This is a genomic window from Paenibacillus sp. Marseille-Q9583, from assembly GCF_976954365.1.
Genome location: NZ_CDRJTB010000015.1, coordinates 1 through 19,149, shown reverse-complemented (window position 1 = coordinate 19,149; position 19,149 = coordinate 1). Strand labels below are relative to the sequence as shown.

Annotated in this window: 18 protein-coding genes and 1 other annotated feature; of the genes, 10 read left to right on the top strand and 8 right to left on the bottom strand. The window is 42.7% G+C overall.

Annotated elements, in window-relative coordinates; genetic code table 11:
* Window positions 1-6: 6 nt before the first annotated feature.
* Together ACWNM1_RS09600 and ACWNM1_RS09595 are read left to right on the top strand one after the other, a co-directional pair.
* Window positions 7-975 (top strand): sugar phosphate isomerase/epimerase family protein, encoded by a 969-nt coding sequence (locus tag ACWNM1_RS09600; protein ID WP_042187542.1) that lies wholly within the window; start codon window positions 7-9, stop codon window positions 973-975.
* A gap of 97 nt (window positions 976-1,072) precedes the next feature.
* Entirely contained in the window at window positions 1,073-1,330 is a 258-nt protein-coding gene (locus ACWNM1_RS09595; RefSeq protein ID WP_449600807.1) for a DUF2164 domain-containing protein, read from the top strand.
* A gap of 20 nt (window positions 1,331-1,350) precedes the next feature.
* Here ACWNM1_RS09595 and fabV read toward each other — a convergent pair whose 3' ends face one another.
* Window positions 1,351-2,541 (bottom strand): enoyl-ACP reductase FabV, encoded by a 1,191-nt coding sequence (gene fabV / locus ACWNM1_RS09590; protein ID WP_449600806.1) that lies wholly within the window; start codon window positions 2,539-2,541, stop codon window positions 1,351-1,353.
* A 128-nt stretch (window positions 2,542-2,669) separates the two neighbouring features.
* On the opposite strand from fabV, the gene ACWNM1_RS09585 reads away from it, so the two are divergent.
* From ACWNM1_RS09585 to ACWNM1_RS09575, 3 genes are all read left to right on the top strand, one after another.
* Window positions 2,670-3,632 (top strand): phosphotransferase family protein, encoded by a 963-nt coding sequence (locus tag ACWNM1_RS09585; RefSeq protein ID WP_449600805.1) that lies wholly within the window; start codon window positions 2,670-2,672, stop codon window positions 3,630-3,632.
* A gap of 506 nt (window positions 3,633-4,138) precedes the next feature.
* Window positions 4,139-5,206, top strand: a complete 1,068-nt coding sequence (locus tag ACWNM1_RS09580; protein WP_449600804.1) for an ABC transporter ATP-binding protein — start codon at window positions 4,139-4,141, stop codon at window positions 5,204-5,206.
* 189 nt (window positions 5,207-5,395) lie between these two features.
* Entirely contained in the window at window positions 5,396-6,862 is a 1,467-nt protein-coding gene (locus ACWNM1_RS09575) for a glycoside hydrolase family 43 protein (protein WP_449600803.1), read from the top strand.
* Between the two features lie 87 nt (window positions 6,863-6,949).
* On the opposite strand, the gene fabF is transcribed toward ACWNM1_RS09575, so the two are convergent.
* Entirely contained in the window at window positions 6,950-8,188 is a 1,239-nt protein-coding gene (fabF, locus tag ACWNM1_RS09570; RefSeq protein WP_449600802.1) for a beta-ketoacyl-ACP synthase II, read from the bottom strand.
* Window positions 8,189-8,314: 126 nt separating this feature from the next.
* Between fabF and ACWNM1_RS09565 the strand changes: the two genes are divergently transcribed.
* A complete protein-coding gene (locus ACWNM1_RS09565; protein WP_449600801.1) occupies window positions 8,315-9,163 on the top strand; it encodes a helix-turn-helix transcriptional regulator in 849 nt (282 codons plus the stop codon).
* An 82-nt stretch (window positions 9,164-9,245) separates the two neighbouring features.
* Here ACWNM1_RS09565 and ACWNM1_RS09560 read toward each other — a convergent pair whose 3' ends face one another.
* Both ACWNM1_RS09560 and ACWNM1_RS09555 read right to left on the bottom strand, forming a co-directional pair.
* Complete coding sequence (locus ACWNM1_RS09560; RefSeq protein WP_076299411.1) at window positions 9,246-9,533, bottom strand: hypothetical protein; 288 nt, start codon at window positions 9,531-9,533, stop codon at window positions 9,246-9,248.
* Window positions 9,534-9,737: 204 nt separating this feature from the next.
* Window positions 9,738-10,907, bottom strand: coding sequence for an MFS transporter (locus tag ACWNM1_RS09555; RefSeq protein WP_042187555.1), 1,170 nt, complete (start codon window positions 10,905-10,907; stop codon window positions 9,738-9,740).
* 139 nt (window positions 10,908-11,046) lie between these two features.
* On the opposite strand from ACWNM1_RS09555, the gene ACWNM1_RS09550 reads away from it, so the two are divergent.
* Entirely contained in the window at window positions 11,047-11,811 is a 765-nt protein-coding gene (locus ACWNM1_RS09550; RefSeq protein ID WP_339271611.1) for an exodeoxyribonuclease III, read from the top strand.
* 66 nt (window positions 11,812-11,877) lie between these two features.
* On the opposite strand, the gene ACWNM1_RS09545 is transcribed toward ACWNM1_RS09550, so the two are convergent.
* Both ACWNM1_RS09545 and ACWNM1_RS09540 read right to left on the bottom strand, forming a co-directional pair.
* The gene (locus ACWNM1_RS09545; protein WP_449600800.1) at window positions 11,878-13,320 is read right to left on the bottom strand and encodes a serine hydrolase domain-containing protein; all 1,443 of its coding nucleotides are present in this window, start codon (window positions 13,318-13,320) and stop codon (window positions 11,878-11,880) included.
* A gap of 87 nt (window positions 13,321-13,407) precedes the next feature.
* Entirely contained in the window at window positions 13,408-14,544 is a 1,137-nt protein-coding gene (locus ACWNM1_RS09540; protein WP_449600799.1) for a VanZ family protein, read from the bottom strand.
* Between the two features lie 150 nt (window positions 14,545-14,694).
* Between ACWNM1_RS09540 and ACWNM1_RS09535 the strand changes: the two genes are divergently transcribed.
* Window positions 14,695-15,042 (top strand): hypothetical protein, encoded by a 348-nt coding sequence (locus ACWNM1_RS09535; protein ID WP_076282841.1) that lies wholly within the window; start codon window positions 14,695-14,697, stop codon window positions 15,040-15,042.
* A gap of 166 nt (window positions 15,043-15,208) precedes the next feature.
* Window positions 15,209-16,441, top strand: a complete 1,233-nt coding sequence (locus tag ACWNM1_RS09530; protein WP_449600798.1) for an aminopeptidase — start codon at window positions 15,209-15,211, stop codon at window positions 16,439-16,441.
* Between the two features lie 239 nt (window positions 16,442-16,680).
* On the opposite strand, the gene trpS is transcribed toward ACWNM1_RS09530, so the two are convergent.
* Window positions 16,681-17,676, bottom strand: coding sequence for a tryptophan--tRNA ligase (gene trpS, locus ACWNM1_RS09525; RefSeq protein WP_449600797.1), 996 nt, complete (start codon window positions 17,674-17,676; stop codon window positions 16,681-16,683).
* A gap of 102 nt (window positions 17,677-17,778) precedes the next feature.
* Window positions 17,779-18,067 (bottom strand) — a binding site (T-box leader).
* A 197-nt stretch (window positions 18,068-18,264) separates the two neighbouring features.
* Between trpS and ACWNM1_RS09520 the strand changes: the two genes are divergently transcribed.
* The gene (locus ACWNM1_RS09520; RefSeq protein ID WP_042127063.1) at window positions 18,265-18,690 is read left to right on the top strand and encodes a hypothetical protein; all 426 of its coding nucleotides are present in this window, start codon (window positions 18,265-18,267) and stop codon (window positions 18,688-18,690) included.
* Between the two features lie 57 nt (window positions 18,691-18,747).
* Here ACWNM1_RS09520 and ACWNM1_RS09515 read toward each other — a convergent pair whose 3' ends face one another.
* Window positions 18,748-19,116: a winged helix-turn-helix transcriptional regulator gene (locus ACWNM1_RS09515; protein ID WP_042187569.1), complete on the bottom strand. Its 369-nt coding sequence runs from the start codon at window positions 19,114-19,116 to the stop codon at window positions 18,748-18,750.
* Between the last annotated feature and the right edge of the window lie 33 nt (window positions 19,117-19,149).

The window sequence follows — 19,149 nt, the reverse complement described above, 5'->3', positions numbered from 1 at the left end:
CTTACAATGAAACTTGGAGTATTTATGGTCTTGTTTGGGGGTCGCAAACTGGAGGATGCTCTTGATTATGTAGCGTCCAAAGGACTAAAGGCGGTAGAGATTGGTACAGGAGGGAATCCTGGTAACAGCCATTGTGATCCTAAGATGCTTCTCGAGAATGAGACAGCATTGAAAGAATTCAAACATGCTGTGGAATCCCGTGGATTGACGATCAGTGCATTGAGCTGTCACGGAAATCCCCTACACCCACAAAAAGAGCTTGCCCAGAAGGATCATGAGGACTTTGTGAACTCGGTCAAATTGGCGCAGAAGCTAGGAGTTCCAGTTGTTAATACGTTCTCTGGCTGTCCAGGTGATCATGAGGGTGCCAAGTATCCGAACTGGCCGGTAGCGCCATGGCCAAATGATTATCAAGAAATTCTGGATTGGCAATGGGAAAATAAAGTGATTCCTTACTGGACTGAATGGGGAGCTTTTGCCGCAGAGCATGATGTGAAGGTTGGTCTTGAGCTGCACGGCGGATTCTCCGTTCACACACCGGCTACTCTACTGCGGTTGAGAGAAGCTGCGGGTGAAGTAATCGGAGCTAACCTTGATCCGAGCCATATGTGGTGGCAAGGAATTGATCCAGTGCAGGCAATTCATATTTTAGGCCGCCAAGGCGCAATCCATCACTTCCACGCTAAAGATACAGTTATTGATCCAGTCAATGTCAATATGCATGGCTTAACTGATATGCAATCTTATACCAAAATGCTTGACCGTGCATGGCAGTTCCGTTCGGTTGGCTTTGGACATGATCTTAAGACTTGGGCTGATATTATGAGCGCTCTTCGTTTGGTAGGATATGATTATGTGGTCAGTATTGAGCATGAAGATGGATTGATGTCTGTTGAAGAAGGCTTCTCCAAAGCTGTAAGTAATCTTCAACAAGTATTGATTGAGGAGCCACTAGCAGAAATGTGGTGGGTTTAGATTAAAGGGTATAGATATAAGAAATGACGTGCGCAAGCACGTCATTTTTCCTGTATTAATAATCTGAATTTTAAACCATACAAATTGGAGGACGATCATGCAGCCGATAAAAATACAGAGAGAACACAAACTACAAATTACATCCAGCATTCAGGATTATTTTGAAACGGAGCTGTCTAGCGAGATTGGCCAATTAGCAAGTGAGAATCTTCTTGATTTTATGCTCAAAGAACTCTCACCTTATATTTATAATCAGGCACTGGCAGATGCCCGTAAAATGATTGAGCAAAAGATGATTTCCATTGAAGAAGAATTGTATGCACTTGAGCAACCACTAACATCTGCTAGAAGATAGTCCGCAACATAATGTATTATTTACCGCTGATTGGTAATCGTTACGTCTGGATCAGTCTCAGCTTCATAATCTACACCCTCAGTCTCAAATCCGAATAACTGGAAAAACTCCTGTTTGTAGCTTTCTAGATCTGTCAATTCATAGATATTGTCTGTCGTGAGTTTATCCCAGATTTGAGTCACTTGATCCTGTACATCCGGGGACATCTCCCTGTCATCGATTCGGATACGCCCTTCTTCGTCCACAGAAGTCCGTTCGATCGCATAAAGACGTTCTGCAAATAACCGATAGGTTTGCTCAATACAACCCTCATGAAGTCCTTTCTCTTTCATGATTTTGTATAGCGCAGAAGTGTACAGGGGGACGACAGGAATTGCTGAGCTAGACTGTGTGACCAGTCCTTTCGTAACTGCTACATAGGCTCGACCGTCTATACTAGATAGTTCATCGTTAAGAGTGTGTGCTGTTAATTCTAGATGATCTTTTGCGCGTCCAATCGTTCCCTTACGATATACAGACTGGGTAATCTCTGGCCCGATATATGAGAATGCGATGGTGGTGGCATGATCGGCCAAAGCTCCGGCTTGATGGAGAGCTTCAATCCAAAGCCGCCAATCGTCACCACCCATCACTCGAATGGTATCGTCGATTTCTTTGTCTGTAGCGGGCTCAATAGAAATTTGACTGACTTCACCCGTATGAAAGTTTACGGTTTTATTCGTGTAGGTATCTCCTATAGGTTTAATTACGGAGTTATAAACTTCACCCGTCACAGGATCTGTTCGACGGGCTGAAGCAACGCTGTAGATGACTAGATCAACTTGTCCCAATTCACTGCGAATCAGCTGTATGGTTCTATCCTTAGTTTCCTTGGAGAAGGCATCACCGGTTACGCTGTAGGATCGAAGACCCGCTTTCTCTGCAAGTTCCTCAAAGGCTGCTGAATTGTACCATCCAGCAGAGGCTGTACGGGCTCCATTGCTGCTGCTCTGGCGGTAGACACCCACTGTGCTGGCTCCAGCCCCAAAAGCGGCTGTAATCCGTGAGGCGAGGCCATATCCTGTAGAGGCGCCAATGACAAGCACCTTGCGTGGTCCTTTGATCTCGGGTTGTGTCTGGATATATTCGATTTGACGCTCTACTTGACGAGCGCAACCTTGCGGATGTGCGGTAGTACAGATAAAGCCGCGTGTTCTAGGTTTAATAATCATGTTAATCGTTTCCTCTCTTTCATGAAAAGCGGGCTAATGAGACTCGTTTGTTCTAATTTTAACAATTTTAAATCAAATGGAGAAGGATTGTTTATCTTTGATACTTATTTCATTATGGTGGTGAGATCTTGGAGAGCTTTACTAAAACAAAATTAACGACAGAGCAACAGAATGATTTGGTAGGTGCTACTTTTGGAAGCCATGTGAGCATTCAGCGAAGTACTGAACTGACAGGTGGCTATTTTAACGCAGCATATGACCTTTTATTATCAGATGGAAGAGACATGATTCTTAAGATAGCACCGTCAGCTGAAGCAGATACCCTTAGTTACGAGCATGATATTATGTCAGTAGAGGTTGCAGCGATGCGTCTGATGAAGTCAAAAGGTACTGTACCTGTGCCTGAGGTATACGCTTATGATAACAGTAAAGAAATGATTTCAAGTGAGTTTTTTTTCATGGAGAAAATAGTTGGCCAGCCCTATAATGAAATTAAGGAAGCGCTAAGCTCGCAGCAGAGAATAAGTATTGAGGAAGAGTTAGGTCGTTACTCCCGTTTAATTAATGAAATTGCTGGTGAGCGTTTCGGATTATTTAGTACGTCCACACCAGTAAAAGGAACTACATGGCGGGAAACTTTTAAGCATTTGATAATGAACCTGCTTGAAGATGCACGTCGTTTAAAGGTAGAAATGCCCATTCCGTTAGAAACTGTAGAGGCAGAGATCAAAAGTCACTTACATGTTATGGACACAGTCGTTGAGCCTCGTCTTATACATTGGGATTTATGGGATGGCAATGTGTTTGTGCGAGAGGGCCGCATTGTTGCATTGATTGATTGGGAACGGGCACTTTGGGGCGATCCACTTATGGAATATTATTTCCGCTATATTGAGAATTCAGAGCATTTCTGTAGAGGTTACGGGAATAGCTTCGACAGCCCAAACGAACATGCCCGTAAAAAACTCTACGACTTATATATCGACTTAATTTACTTCATCGAGTGTTATTCGCGTAAGTACGATAGCCAAGGTCACCTTGAGTGGGCGCATGATAATCTGCTTGAGGGCTGGAAGCGGTTCATGAATTAACACATTTTTGACACAACTACAACATGAAAGATAGGAGACTGAGCAACAGTAGGGGAGAATTCTTATATTTGAAAGGCTGAGTGTACATATTGATACCGTAAGTTTGCTGTAGCTGCTGTCGATACTACGTTAGTTTCACGATCATTTGTGTACAAATAGCATTGTTTACTGATGTACATGACCATGTAACTTTTGCTTTGGTTGTATTATTCGTGTATATTTTGATAGTGGGCTTTAAAATCATGGCAGTATTTCTTCCATACCATTTATTGTATTTAGCAGTACCTAGTAGTTCTTCCTTATTCTCTATTTGCGTATTTTAAAGAGGAGCTATCGCAACTATTGAGCACGCAATAATTAGATCTAGTACTAAAGTGTGAGGTAAGACGTATTTTTTTCAGAAAAATCTTGACTAGAACCCTTAAAACTAGATAAAATAATACTTATTGCTTACAACATGCTGAGAATCATTATCATAATTGACGAGGAAATGAGAGGGTGACAAGATGGAGCGCCTTTTAGAGGTAAAAGACTTAGCGATATCATTCAAAACACACGGCGGAGAGGTACAAGCGATCCGTGGTGTTAGCTTCCATGTAGATAAAGGTGAAACTCTAGCGATTGTTGGGGAGTCAGGTTCCGGTAAAAGTGTAACCTCACAAGCGGTTATGAAGCTAGTTCCTACACCACCAGGAGAATATAAACGCGGACAGATTCTGTTCGATGGACAAGATTTGATTGGCAAGACAGAGAAGCAGATGCAGAAGATCCGCGGTAAAGAGATTGGTATGATCTTCCAAGATCCGATGACCTCTCTGAACCCAATGATGAAGGTCGGCAGACAAATTACTGAAGTGCTGCTTAAACATGAGAAAATCTCCAAGGCTGATGCGAATAAACGTGGGATTGAGCTTCTCAATCTTGTAGGTATTCCTTCTCCAGAACGTCGCTTCAATCAATATCCACATGAATTCAGTGGTGGTATGCGTCAACGTGTTGTTATTGCAATGGCACTTGCTGCGAACCCTAAACTTCTGATTGCGGATGAGCCAACTACTGCGCTCGACGTAACCATCCAAGCACAAATCCTTGATTTGATGAAGGAATTGCAGAAGAAGATTGATACGGCTATTATTTTTATCACCCATGATCTCGGGGTTGTAGCAAGAATGGCAGATCGTGTAGCTGTAATGTATGCCGGACAAATTGTTGAAATGGGAACAGCGGAAGAGATCTTCTACGATCCAAGACACCCATACACTTGGGGCTTGCTAGCTTCCATGCCAAGTCTAGAGAGCAAAGGATCTTTGCTAACAGCAATCCCTGGTACTCCTCCAGATTTGATCAAACCGCCTAAGGGCGATGCTTTTGCACTACGTAGCACTTACGCTATGCAAATCGATATGGAGAAAGAGCCTCCAATGTATAAAGTTTCGGATACCCATATGGTGAAGTCTTGGCTAATGCATCCGATGGCTCCTAAGGTGGAACCGCCGGCAGTTGTTAAGAATAGACAACGTGTGCTTAAGAATGCTTATCCAGAGCCAGTTTTGGTACAAGAAGGCGCTAATTAAACAGATTATTTTACGAGAAATATAAAAGGAAACGTCAGGCCACTTCGATGGCTTGGCGTTTTTTTTATGTGTATGAATGTTCACTATTATTTAAATAAATATGAAATAATACGAACTTAATTAAATAAAAGGATTGACTATTGTTTGTTTTCGTTTCAAAATGAAAAGGCATACATAGGGGGTATAACGATGAGAAAAGCAATTATGACTACAATGATCAGCGTTTCATTATTAGCAGTAACCGCGTGCAATGACAATTCAGCTAGTTCCAGCAAAACAAATAACGTAGCTGACTCTGCGCAGCCTGTATTCAAAAATGTATCTGTACATGATCCGTCGATCATTATGGCAGATAATAAATACTATGTGTTCGGCTCTCATTTAGCATCTGCTAAATCAAATGATCTGATGTCTTGGACTCAGCTGTCCTCTGGGGTGGTAGAAGGAAACATCCTCATTCCTAATGTCAAAGAGGAGTTTGCTGAAGCATTAAAATGGGCACAGACGGATACCTTATGGGCACCCGATGCTATCCAATTGGCGGATGGCAAATACTATATGTATTACAATGCTTGTAAAGGGGATTCCCCGTTGTCTGCATTCGGCATAGCTGTGTCGGACAATATTGAGGGACCTTATAAGAATAAAGGAATCATTCTGAAGTCAGGTATGATGGGCAAGGGTGATGATGGAGAAATGTATGATGCCACTCAAAAGCCGAATGTAGTAGATCCGGATGTGTTCTTTGATAAAGAAGGGAAGCTGTGGATGGTCTATGGCTCTTACTCCGGTGGTATTTTTATTATGGAACTAGATGCTAATACAGGCTTCCCGCTGCCAGATCAAGGTTATGGCAAAAAGCTTCTGGGTGCGAACCATGCTCGGATAGAAGCTCCATATATGCTGTACAGTCCGGAAACGGATTACTACTATCTGTTCCTGTCCTACGGTGGTCTGGCTGCAGACGGTGGATATAACATCCGTGTAGCTCGTTCAAAGGCGCCTGATGGACCTTTCGAAGATTCTGAGGGTCAGGATATGATTAATGCACAAGGATCGCCATCCGTATTGTTCGATGATCCAGCATATGCTCCTTATGGAGTGAAGCTAATGGGGAATTTCGAATTCTTGAATACGGATGACGAGCTGCCAGTGAGTGGAGAAGGATATGTATCACCAGGTCATAACTCAGCGTTTTATGATGAAGAGAATGGCAAGTATTATCTGATCTTTCATACACGGTTCCCGAATCGTGGAGAAAAGCATGAGGTAAGAGTTCATCAGATGTTTATGAACAGTGAGGGCTGGCCGGTTGTAGCCCCGCACCGCTATGGTGGAGAGAGCATAGAGAAATACACAAAAGAGCAAATTTCAGGCGAATATAAATATGTAAACCATAACAAAGACATTACGGCTGATATCGTGCAGTCGGAGCTGATTGAATTCACTAAAAGCGGTAAGATTAAAGGAGCAGTAAAAGGGAAATGGAAGCTTATTGATGATCATACTGCTGAGCTTACCATTGACGGTTCTACTTATAATGGGGTGTTCCTGAAAGAGTGGAATGAAGCAACAGCTAGTAACGTTATGACGTTTACTGCGGTTTCCAAGGAAGGTATCTCTATCTGGGGGAGCCACGTATCAACGATGGAATAATAGATTCTTTTGAAATTGGCAGTAGAAACGGGATTCCAATTAGTCCTGAGAATGACTAAGTCGGAACCCTGTTTTATGGATGAGCGGTCAATCTTCAAACTTTCGAATCACAATGACAGCATTATGCCCACCGAAACCAAAGGAGTTAGACATGCCTACAGTAAGATCAGATTTTCGTGCAATGTTCGGGACATAATCCAGATCACAGATGGAATCTTTGACCTCCTGATTAATGGTAGGTGGGATGATTCCTTCTTGAATGCTCTTAATTAGGGCAATGGCTTCTAGGCCACCGGCCGCCCCTAAGGCGTGTCCAGTCATGGACTTATTAGCGGTTACGGGAATCTGGTAGGCTTGATCACCGAATAACTTCTTTATCGCAAGGGTCTCAGAGCGGTCACCTACTACTGTACTCGTGGCATGAGCACTTATTACATCCACCTCTTTGGGCTGGAGATTAGCTTCATTCAGGGCCAGCTTCATCGCTTGATAAGCACCAATTCCTTCTGGATGGGTGGCGACCATATGATAGGCATCAGAGCTGGCACCATAACCGATAACCTCTCCGTGAATCTTGGCGTTTCTACGCTGCGCATGAGAAAGTGACTCCAGAATAACTATTCCGCCACCTTCAGCGATAACAAATCCGTCACGCTCCCCGTCAAAAGGCCGACTCGCCTTAATCGGCTCCTCATTTCGAGTGGATAAGGAGGTGGCATTGCCGAAACTGGCTAAAGAGATTTCAGTAATGGCTGCTTCTGATCCACCTGCAATTACGATGTCGGCACCTCCATAACGGATCAACCGGAAGGCTTCACCGATTGCCGTATTTCCAATAGAGCAGGCAGTTACTGGAGACATTGTAGGACCTAAGGCTCCTAATTTAATGCTGATCATCGCCGCAGCCATATTAGAGATCATCATGGGAATTAGAGTGGGGCTGACCCGATCTGGTCCGCGGCCCTTTAGCACATTCCCTTGTTCCATCAAGGTTTGAATTCCACCAACGCCTGATCCTACATAAACTCCGAAACGTTCCTTGTCAATCTTATCAAGCTGTAGACCGGAATGTGTCCAGGCATCTTCAGCGGCTGCTAGGGCGAACTGACTAAATCTATCCATTCTGCGTGCTTCTTTACGGCCAAATCTGGCCTCCGCATCGAAATCATGCACGATTCCCGCGATCTTTGTCTTAAAGTTAGAGGTATCAAATGAAGTGATTGGGGAAATACCCGACTCACCAGAAACTAGACGATCCCAGAATTGTTCTATTGTATTTCCAAGGGGCGAGATTAAGCCCATACCTGTAATAACTACGCGTTCCATAATGAGAACCTCCTCAAGAAGTGTATATAGGTATTTTTCCACTTATTTTATCCTATTACAAGTTATCGTTTATCCTAGTATAATTTGTACTATACTAAAGAATGTAGCAGAGAGGAGAGGAAGCGTATGTCTAATCAGACGAGATTGCAGGCATTATCAGATTTCTTAAAAGCACGCCGTGCTGCGATCTCACCCAGCTCTGTTGGGCTGCCAGAAGGCACACGCAGGAGAACGCCTGGACTACGCAGGGAAGAAGTTGCACAGCTAGCGGGGGTAAGCAGTACCTGGTATACGTGGCTAGAACAGGGCCGAGATATTAAAGTATCTTCGTCTGTTCTGGACTGTATTGCGACTGCCCTAAAGTTAACTAATGATGAGCGGAAGTATCTTTTTGCACTAGCACTAGAGACTGGAACAGGGAACGTTCTATTTCAGCAAGAGGAATCCTCAGTAATAAGTCCTTCTCTACAGAAAATTTTACAGGAGCTTAAGACTTGTCCTACGATTATTTCAGACCGACGTTGCGGGATTGTAGGTTGGAATGAGGCTGCAGCACATGTGTTTCTAGATTTCTCCAAACTGCCCATCGAGGAGAGGAACATGATTCGTTTGTTATTTGTTCGTAAGGAGTTCAGACGTTTAGCTGTAAATTGGGAACAATTCGTAAGTGGTTATCTATCCATCTTCAGAGCTTATTACGGACAATATGTAGAGGATCGTTGGTACGATGAATTTATTGAGGAATTAAAGGGACTGCATCCAGCGTTTAATGAAATGTGGGAACAAAGTCGTGTAAGCTCTGCTCCAGATGTGCTATTGGAATTCAGACATGCCAAAGCAGGGAAAATGTTATTTCATTTAACCTCACTACAGGTTCAAGGCAGCACAGATTTACGTTGTAGTATTTATACGCCTGCCGCGGATTCTAATACTGAAATCAAACTGAAGCAGCTTATGGAGCAGCATAAAGAATGACTTAGGTAGAAGTTCATAGAAAAGCATCTCTAGCTGAATTATCAACTAGAGATGCTTTAGAGAGCATTGTGAAATGAATCTATTAGAAATCTGATGTTGAGATTTCAATAAATCCGAATGTTGTGCCCGAAGGAGTACTTAAGAGTGCTGCAACCAACAGTGCATGAACTTGAAGTGTAAGACTATTGAATGCTGGAATCGTGTAAGTGATAACTGGAGCATTCACACGGGTTAATACCAGTTGTACCGGATGGTCCGAGATATTGTTTACTGTAACTGCAGCATTAATACCACCTGCAAGGTTTTCATAATATGATTTGCCAATGACAGGTTCTAAAACAAACAATTGAAGCGGTAATACGATGGCCATAGTAACGACCTCCTTTTCATTTGATAGGATATACTATGCGATAAATCTATTGATGCGAGAGCGAATGACACGGTGAATTAGCACTTTTTGATAGAGGACAAGGAGCTTGGATTTGCGGACACTACGATACTTATTCATAGAAAACGGGCATGTCCGTCAGCCGTCTACATGGCTATGGGACATACCCGTTTAATTGTCGAAAGATTAATGAGTGGCTATATTCTTTTTATTGGCGTGTTTACTTCCATAGATTCTGTACAATATCAATCCGAACAGCATACCGATAAATGACATCACGGAAATTGTTAAGTAAAGGACCTTACCTCCAAAGGCTTCATATAATGCTCCACCTGCATAAGAGGCGAGAATTCCTGATACACCGAAGAACAGTAGCGCCAACACAGTTTGACCCGTAGCACGCCATTCCACAGGCACAATACTATATAGATACTGAATAGCTGCAGAGTAGAATACCGGGAAGGTAAGGATTTGTAGAATCTGTAGATAAGCTAATAAATGCGGATCCAAAATCCAGGCCGAAATAAAGAATCGAAGAAAATAAAAGGCTCCAGAAATCGAAATAATGATTAGCTCTTTTCCTTTGCGCAGCCACCAAAAGCTCAAGGCGAACACAATAATTTCACTCATTGCGGCGATAAAGAACGATTGACCAACTAATTCAGGACTGCCACCAAGCTCGCGAATATAAACTCCAAGGAAGGTATCGTTCATTCGTGCGGGAACGGAGCTAATAAAGATGAGCACTAGAAATAGCAGTGTTTCTTTGTTGCTAAGAAAATGCTTCAGGCTGTCAAGTGTGACCGGTTTACCGGTCACAGGAGCATCTGGCATGAACCAGCTGACTACAAAGCTTGTAAGACTGATCGCGACGAACAGCAAGGCCATCCCTTGTGAACCGAAATAACTCATCACATAACCTGTGAGTAAGGCCATAACACCATACCCCAACGCTCCGTATGTACGTATCGAACCATAGCTAATTCCAGCTGCCTCAGAGATCCGGAAATTCAGGCTTTCAGCTAGCGGGTCGATAGGCATTAAGAAGAAATAGAGCAGCATTGCAAAAAGAATAAGTCGCACGTAGCTGCTAGAATCGAATAAAAAATATCCCGTCACCGCAGAGCATAACAACAGAATTAACAGCACTTTGCGGATCGTTCTTGTTTTGTCGCTGATCATCCCCCATAAGGGTTGAGCAATAATGGTAACAAACCCTCCAGTACCAATAATGAATCCAATTTGCGCCGGGTTAAGACCCTGCTCCCCTAGATAGACTGGCAGAAAAGGAATAAACATAGCTAGCAGTGCGAAATACAAAAAGTTAAACCCTCGTAATAGTGTTGGTGCATTCATAAGTCTCTTTACCTCACGTATTTAATGATATTTGTATAGTGTCAATTTGGTTATTGTATCACGGATGTTGAATGATTAGGATATAAAACTATGATAAACTGAGAATAATTAAAGCAAAATGCAAGGAGAAAAGCCGATGATAAAGCTGGTATCATGGAATGTTAATGGCCTTCGGGCCTGTGTCAAAAAAGGGTTTAATGACTATTTTAAAGAAGTGGATGCGGATATCTTCTGTGTTCAAGAAACAAAGCTTCAGGAAGGGCAAATTACACTGGAGCATGGCGAAGAATACGATCAATATTGGAATTACGCAGTGAAGAAGGGTTATTCCGGTACGGCAATATTCACTAAAATCAAGCCGATCTCTGCGAGATATGGGATGGAAGAAGATGAAGAAGCAGAAGGTCGGATCATTACATTAGAGTTCGAACATTTTTATCTGGTCAACGTCTATACGCCTAATGCCAAACGAGATCTGTCTCGCTTGGAATATAGAATGGAATGGGAGGACCGTTTCCGTAATTATCTCTTAGAACTGGACAAGCGTAAACCGGTTGTTGTCTGTGGAGACCTAAACGTTGCCCATGAAGATATTGATATCAAGAATGCAAAGGCTAACCGTGGGAACTCCGGTTTTACGGATGAAGAGAGAGGGAAAATGAGCACACTGCTAGAGTCGGGCTTCATAGATACGTTCAGATATCTTCACCCGGAGCTAGAGGGAGTGTATTCATGGTGGTCTTATATGCCGAAGGTGAGAGAGCGGAATGTGGGTTGGCGAATTGATTATTTCTTAGCTTCTTCTAGACTTGCACCTAATGTAATTGATGCTCAAATTGATTGTCAGATCATGGGTAGTGATCATTGCCCAGTCATGTTGAAGCTAGCTGATTTTTCGGAATAAAAAAAGTGATATAAGGCCGCTAAGTTCCTGCATAGGACAAAGCGGCCTTTCTTTTATTAACTATACCTATTGTATTCTTCCGATTATATCATCGAATTCAAGCGATCCCATATTCACATTAATCCGCTGCTTAAGGATAAGCATGTTCTCTAGAATATTAATATCAAGTGTAATTAAGAAAGGCATTTCAACAAATAGCAAGGACAATTGAAGTTGATCTTCTGCAGTCCAAGTAAAGCTGGACATAATCCGGTTCATGAAAGGCTCCAGGATGAGTGCAAAGCTTTCGAGCCATTGTCCTCGGCCTAATCGAATGACATTCTTTTCACCAAGTTTAGTTATTAAAGTAGCTTCAGCTTCATCATTGTTGAAAGAGATAGAGATAGTAGCTAGTGAAAATTGGTTATCCTCGAGTGTATAGGTTATACCATTAATTTGATCTTCTAGAGAAGATGACTGCTGCAATTGTGGAGGGTCTATCGATAATTTCTTTAATTGGTCTGCCAATTCGACTGCTAATGCTTGATCTTCCTGAAGGGGTTCATCCTTCATGTTAGGTAGCAGATGCTCCCATATTTCATTTAAGATGCCCTGAATGCTGTTTGTTGCGGCGGTAATAGCGATTACCGCATCCTGATCAGGAAGAACAACGCAGAGTTGTCCAAAAGCGCCATCTGCCCGGTAGACCCCATGCTGGCATCTCCAGAATTGATAACCATAGCCCACCGCCCAGTCATGATCGCCTTCGCCATTGGAAATGTGTTTGGAAGTTGCCTCATTAATCCACTGTTCAGGCAGGATTCGTCGATTATTCCAGATCCCTTTTTGTAAGTAAAGCTGGCCGAATTTAGCGATATCCTCTGTGGTAATGCTTAAGCCAAATCCCCCCGTGTTAATTCCACGTGGACAAGACTGCCAAGTTGCTCCGTGAATACCGAGGGGAGCGAACAGACGCGGTTCTAGATATTTTAGCAGTGTTTGGCCTGTAACTCGTTGAAGGATCGCGGACAGCATGTAAGTGGCGCCGGTATTATATAGGAAATGTGTACCTGGTTGTTTCTCCACTGGGACTGAGAAGAAAGCTTTAACCCAATTCCCGTCTGCACTTTTATGAAGTGTGTCCATAGTATCCACGACTTGCCCGGTACCCATCATCAATAGATGTCTGATTGTCATGTTGGATAGATTGTCAGTGATAGTCGCAGGAGCCTCTTCAGGGAAGAAGGAGATAACTGCATCGTCGAGCGTAATTAGCTTCTCTGTAACCGCAAACCCGATTGCAGTTGAGGTGAAGCTTTTGCTAAGGGAAAATAGCATATGTGGTAGATCGGACTTATAAGGAGACCACCAGCCTTCAGAGATCACATACCCATGCCGTAGAAGCATGAAGCTATGCAGACCTAAGCTTTGCGTCTCGACTGAATCAATAAAGCTGGATATTGCGGCTGAGGAAATGCCCTGCTCTTCTGGAAGACTTCTAGACAACTGCAAGCTACTTGTAGTTTCCATTCATTCATCTCCTAAATTTTGAGAGTTCTTACCTTCCTATTCTATAATAAATTCCATTGTATAAATACTATATAAAAGGGAGGATTTTCAATCCTCTAAAGAGCTGCTGTTTGAGGCATCGGTATGCAATCTTTTCTCAGGCCATGAAATAACATGCGAGGTTCGGCTTAATTTCTCATAGATTAGCTGGTCATCTTTTTTGAATACCTTAATGATTAAATGGATAAAGAAAACTAAATCGACCAGTAGAACAAAGAGGTAAGCGGCCGTTCTCAATGGTGAAGATAGAAGCCCCGTCACATCAGAATCGATAACAATAGCGTGAAGTCCAAGTATTACCCAATATAACAAACCATATCGGATCATAAGCGCCCAGAAAGAAGCCCGATTACCTCTGTTCGTTACCCGAATACGTACAATCCATTTGCCTAATGTCCGCCCACCAGTAAAAGCTGGAATCAGGATGAAGTAAACCCCTGTTACAATCCAGAAAGCACTTTTTATATCGAATCCATAAAGTACACCAAACCCAATGATCCACACCATACTATCGATGAAAAAGGCAATCCCTCTGCGGGTATAGGAGACTCTTTTGGCAGAACGATCGATATTCGTATCCAGTTGTTCTATGCGTGGCAGTAACCCGTTTATCCAGATAGCAATTCGGAATCCAAAGATCCCTCCCAGCGTGTTGGTAATAAGATCATCGACATCAAATAGACGGTAGGGGTGATCAAAAAAGCCGTAGATGCCTGTAACCTGTGTGACCTCAAAAGATAACGAAAGTATGAAAGACAAGAGAATACACATTCCCCAGCGCGTTCGAAAATAGTAGCCCAGAAACAATCCAAACGGCACGGTCAAAGCGATGTTAAATATCACCTGTAAAAAAGCAGGCTCACGCAGTAACGACCAATACGTTGAAATCTGATCAGGTATAATTTTAGAGCCATCTATTATATCTTGTATGAATTGAAGAGGGACGAGCTGCATGATACTTCCCGAAGGCGCCAAATTATGTCTTGAGGATGGCATCGGAAGCAAAACGAGAAAATAAGCGTTCATCAGATAGAGCAGCAGTAAGTATAGGATTAAAGCTCTAAGCTTATGGATGTAGCCGTGTCTACGGTATTGAACGATTAGAAAAGGGAGTGTGAAGATCAATGCCGCTATAGGAAACATCATAAAGGCATAAGAAATTGGGAAAAAGTAAGAATGAAACATAAGTCACCTGCCGAATCATTGTTTTTTGAGGAATAATGTAGTTTGCTGCAAACTAGCGTTCCCGGCTCATTATAAAATTTTATGATAGGGAACTCAACTTATTTATTTAGCGCTTCCGGCATACATATGTCTATAGAGGAGCGTGAAGTGATGGAGAAAAAGGTGCAGCAGTATTATCGACTGAAGCAAAAGCAAAAGGAAATTGAAAAAGAATTGGCAGAGCTTCGGCAGGATATTCTAAGCTATTGTAGTGAGCAGGGGGCTACCGAGACAGAAATCGGAAGCTACAAAGTGAAGCTGGTGATGCAAAATCGCAAAGAATATGATGATCTCAAGTTATATGAAACCCTATCAGACCCTGAAGTGTGGCGTATGCTCTCCAAATCAGATCCCGCGAAGATAGCAAGTTTGACCAAGCTTAACGTAATCTCTGAGGACAAGATTATGCATACCTATTCTTTAAAGACCGTAACGTTGCTGCAAGTGGATAAAAAATAAGGATTTACGTGAGCGGTTCCTTTCATGGGGGCCGCTTTATTATATCGAATCGCAACTCTTAGCATTTTGCGTTAAAATAAGAAGTGAAGCTGACCGTCTGCTGTTAAGGAGCTCCGGTGCTTTGGTGCGACAGTAAAGCAACCATAGAGATGGAGGAAGAGAATTCATGAAAGATTTTGATGTCATGTTAGAGAAATATGCGAACCTGGTTGTAAAAGTAGGGGTAAATGTACAACCTGGACAAGTTTTGATAGTGCATGCACCTATTGAAACGGCAGAGCTTACTCGCTTGATTGTAAGTAAAGCCTATGAAGCAGGTGCTAAATATGTAATTGTTGATTGGGACGATGAAGCGACTACACGTATTCGTTACGAAAAAGCCCCAGAAGATTCCTTCGATTACTATCCACAGTGGCAAGCAGAAATGATGGAGAAGTTTGCGGAAGAGAACGGCGCCATCTTACATATTAAAGTACCAGATCCGGAATTGTTCAATGGTATTGATTCTTCCAAAGTGTCAAGAGCAGTTAAAGCGGCAGCTGTTGCTCGAAAAAACTACTCCAAATATACTCGTAATAGCAAAATTAGCTGGTCTCTCGTTAAGGCTCCAACGCGCGCTTGGGCGAACAAGGTGTTTGCCGATCTCCCTGAGGAAGAGCGAGTGGAAGCGATGTGGGAAGCGGTATTCCAGATGAATCGTGTAGGTAGCGAGGATCCGGTTGCCGCATGGAGAGAACATATCGGTCAATTGAAAGAAAGTCAGGATAGAATGAATGCTAAGCGTTATAAAAGCCTGCATTACCGCGCTCCGGGAACGGATCTGCATGTGGAGCTTCCAGAAGGACATCTTTGGCGTGGAGGCGGCGGAGAGAATGATAAAGGCGTGTATTTCGTGGCTAATATGCCAACGGAAGAGATCTATTCCATGCCCCATCGTACAGGTGTGAATGGTACAGTTAGAAGTACGCTCCCACTTAATCTGAATGGACGTCTGGTAGAAGGCCTTTCATTCACATTTAAAGATGGAAAAGTAGTAGCCTATGAAGCTGAATCCGGACGTGAGCATCTGACTTCGCTGCTCGCAACGGATGAAGGTGCATCCTATTTAGGAGAAGTGGCTTTAGTACAGCATGATTCTCCAATCTCTCGCTTGAACCGAATTTTCTACAATACAGGGATTGATGAGAATGCCTCCTGCCATTTCGCGCTTGGAAGTGCCTATCCTGTCAATATTGAAGGCGGCACAAAGCTTACAAATGAAGAGCTTGTTGCACGAGGTGCTAATGTCAGCTTAACGCACGTCGATTTTATGATTGGTTCAGCTGAGCTGGATATTGATGGAGAATTGGCGGATGGTACGATTGAGCCGGTATTCCGTAAAGGGAATTGGGTGCTGTAAGTTATAAAATTAAGGTCGTAATCTCGCTTTAGGGGGTTACGGCCTTTTTTTTTGAAGAAAGGATTTACGTTATAGAAAGTATTTTTATGTAGAAGCGGATAAGTGTAAAGTCCTAAACCCTGCTCCAGAGTATAGCTTCAAGGAGGGATCGACGCTTGTAGCTGCAAACGAAGCAAAAACAGCCGGCGCTCTCTTCAATAGAGAGTCCGGCGTTTTTTTATTGCCCATAGAGATCAGTTTTATTTTGAAAAATAATTAAGGCCCATAGCCTCGCGTACTTCGGACATCGTTTCTTGAGCAATATCGCGGGCACGCTTAGTTCCGGATAATAAGATATCCTCAACAACCTTGGGTATGGCAGCATAATAGGAGCGACGCTCACGCATTGGTTCAATTAGCTGGTCTAAAGCTGCCGTGATAAGCTGCTTACAGGCAGAACAGCTTATACTGCCAATTTCGCAGTTATCGTGAATTTCTGAGGCGCCATGCGAACGAATAGCACGATGATAAGCATAAATGGGACAAATATCTGGATGCCCAGGATCATTTTTATGAACACGGGCGGGATCGGTAGTGGCTTTACGGATCTTGAAGGTGATCTCTTCTTTCGTAGAGTCCAGCTCGATAGCATTGCCGAGGCTTTTACTCATTTTAGCATTGCCGTCTGTTCCTACTAGTCTTGGCGTCTCGCTGATGAGCGCTCTGGGCTCCACAAGGATGGGGCTGTACAGTTCGTTGAATCTACGTACGATTTTGCGGGTCAACTCCAGATGTGGAAGCTGGTCTTCTCCTACAGGAATAATCGTCGCTTTACAAAAGGTTATATCCGCAGCCTGGCTAACTGGATAACCTAGAAAACCATAATACAATTCATCTAAGCTGGAATTTTTCGATTCGGCTTTAATCGTGGGATTATGCCGTAAAGAATTCACAGTGACAAACATGGAGAATAGGACGGTCAGCTCAGCAATCTCAGGAACCATAGATTGAATAAATAGGGTTGCTTTATCTGGATTTATACCCGCCGATAAATAGTCCAGTGTGATTTCATTTAAGTTTTGACCAAGGTATTGAGACCGATCAAAATGAGTCGTTAGGGCTTGAATATCTGCTAGAAACACAAAAGTATCATATTGCTCCTGTAGAGCCACTCGGTTCTGTAAACTGCCCACGTAATGGCCAAGGTGCAGCTTTCCGGTCACTCGATCTCCAGTTAATACACGTTCTTTTATCATTTAAATTCCTCCTATTTTGTCGCTTTTGATTAATATTGAGTCGCCACCACCAGCCATCATCCATGGCCATCACCTCCTTAAAATAGCAAAAAAACCTCATCCAATAAGGACGAAGTTGTCGTGGTACCACCTTAATTGATCGTGTTACCATACGTTTCGTTGGCTTTACGATCTTCTCTTACCTGTACGAAAGAGGGTTAAAGATAATCTCGGATACAGGTCCCTTGATAACGGTGGGAACCCCGGCTATTCCTACAGCATCCTAGAGAGATGTTTCGGAAGAGCAACTCTAAAGGCCATTCGATCAAGCGCTGGACACCGGTTCGCAGCAACCACCGGCTCTCTGAAGTCCATGTTCGTTTGTCTACTTACCCTTTGTCAGCGTTGTTCATGATATTTGGGTAATTGTAATTCTGATAAGTGAGTTTGTCAATAGGTGGAAATTAGAGGATGATATTCGAAGTATCTAGGTTTTATAATCTAGTAAAAGTATAACTTAAATGTATATAATCATCAGGAATTAAGTCCAATCTATCATTGTGGATTCACAATATATTATTCTATAACCTTGAAATGGAGTGATGAAAAATGGCGACAATTATAAGTTATGGGTCACAGGCAAAAATCCCGTTAGACCCGTTTACTACTGCTATAACGGTTGCAGGGATTCCTGGAGCTGGAGCGGGTCTAGCCACAGCGCAAGTAAATATTAGTCCGGCTAATCCGGCCTCTTTCTCCAGCAGAGTCGAGTTAAATGGTAGTTTTAGTCTTACTGCACTTGCTAACAGCCAATTTCTTGTTTTAATCCGACGTGCTGGAGTCGATATTTATAGATCCTTTTTTCGTTTTACTACAACTACTGATATTCAATTAAATGTTCAGTGGGTTGATGGTCCTTATATTGGAATCCACAACTATGAATTGGTGATTCAGAATGATAGTAACTTGCCTATAAATCTATTTGGACCCATATCATTCACAGCAACTGCTATTGGAGGAGACGGCGTAATTTAAGTTATGGGACAGTTAAATCGATCTGATTTAACTGTCCTTTTTTTCATGGGGTAAAATTTATTTATTTAAAATGTTGTCCTCTAAAACAGCATATTTATCGCCATATTGCTTAATGATATGTTGTTCTCCCCAATTACATAAAGAAGTCAAAATGTCGCTTAAACTATCCCCATACTCACTAAGCTCATATTCCACTTTGGGTGGAACCTGATTGTATACGATCCGGTTGATAATTCCATCGGCCTCAAGTTCGCGTAGTTGCTGGGTTAACATTTTTTGAGTAATTCCGGGCATTAACTGTTTTAGTTCCGATGTTCGTTTTTTGCCATGAGTTAAATGACACAGAATTACACATTTCCATTTTCCTCCAATCACTTCGAGTGTGGCCTCAACAGAAATATTGTATTTTTTTTTGATAGTTGTCATGATATCCTCCAATGTATAGGTACTTTTTAGTAC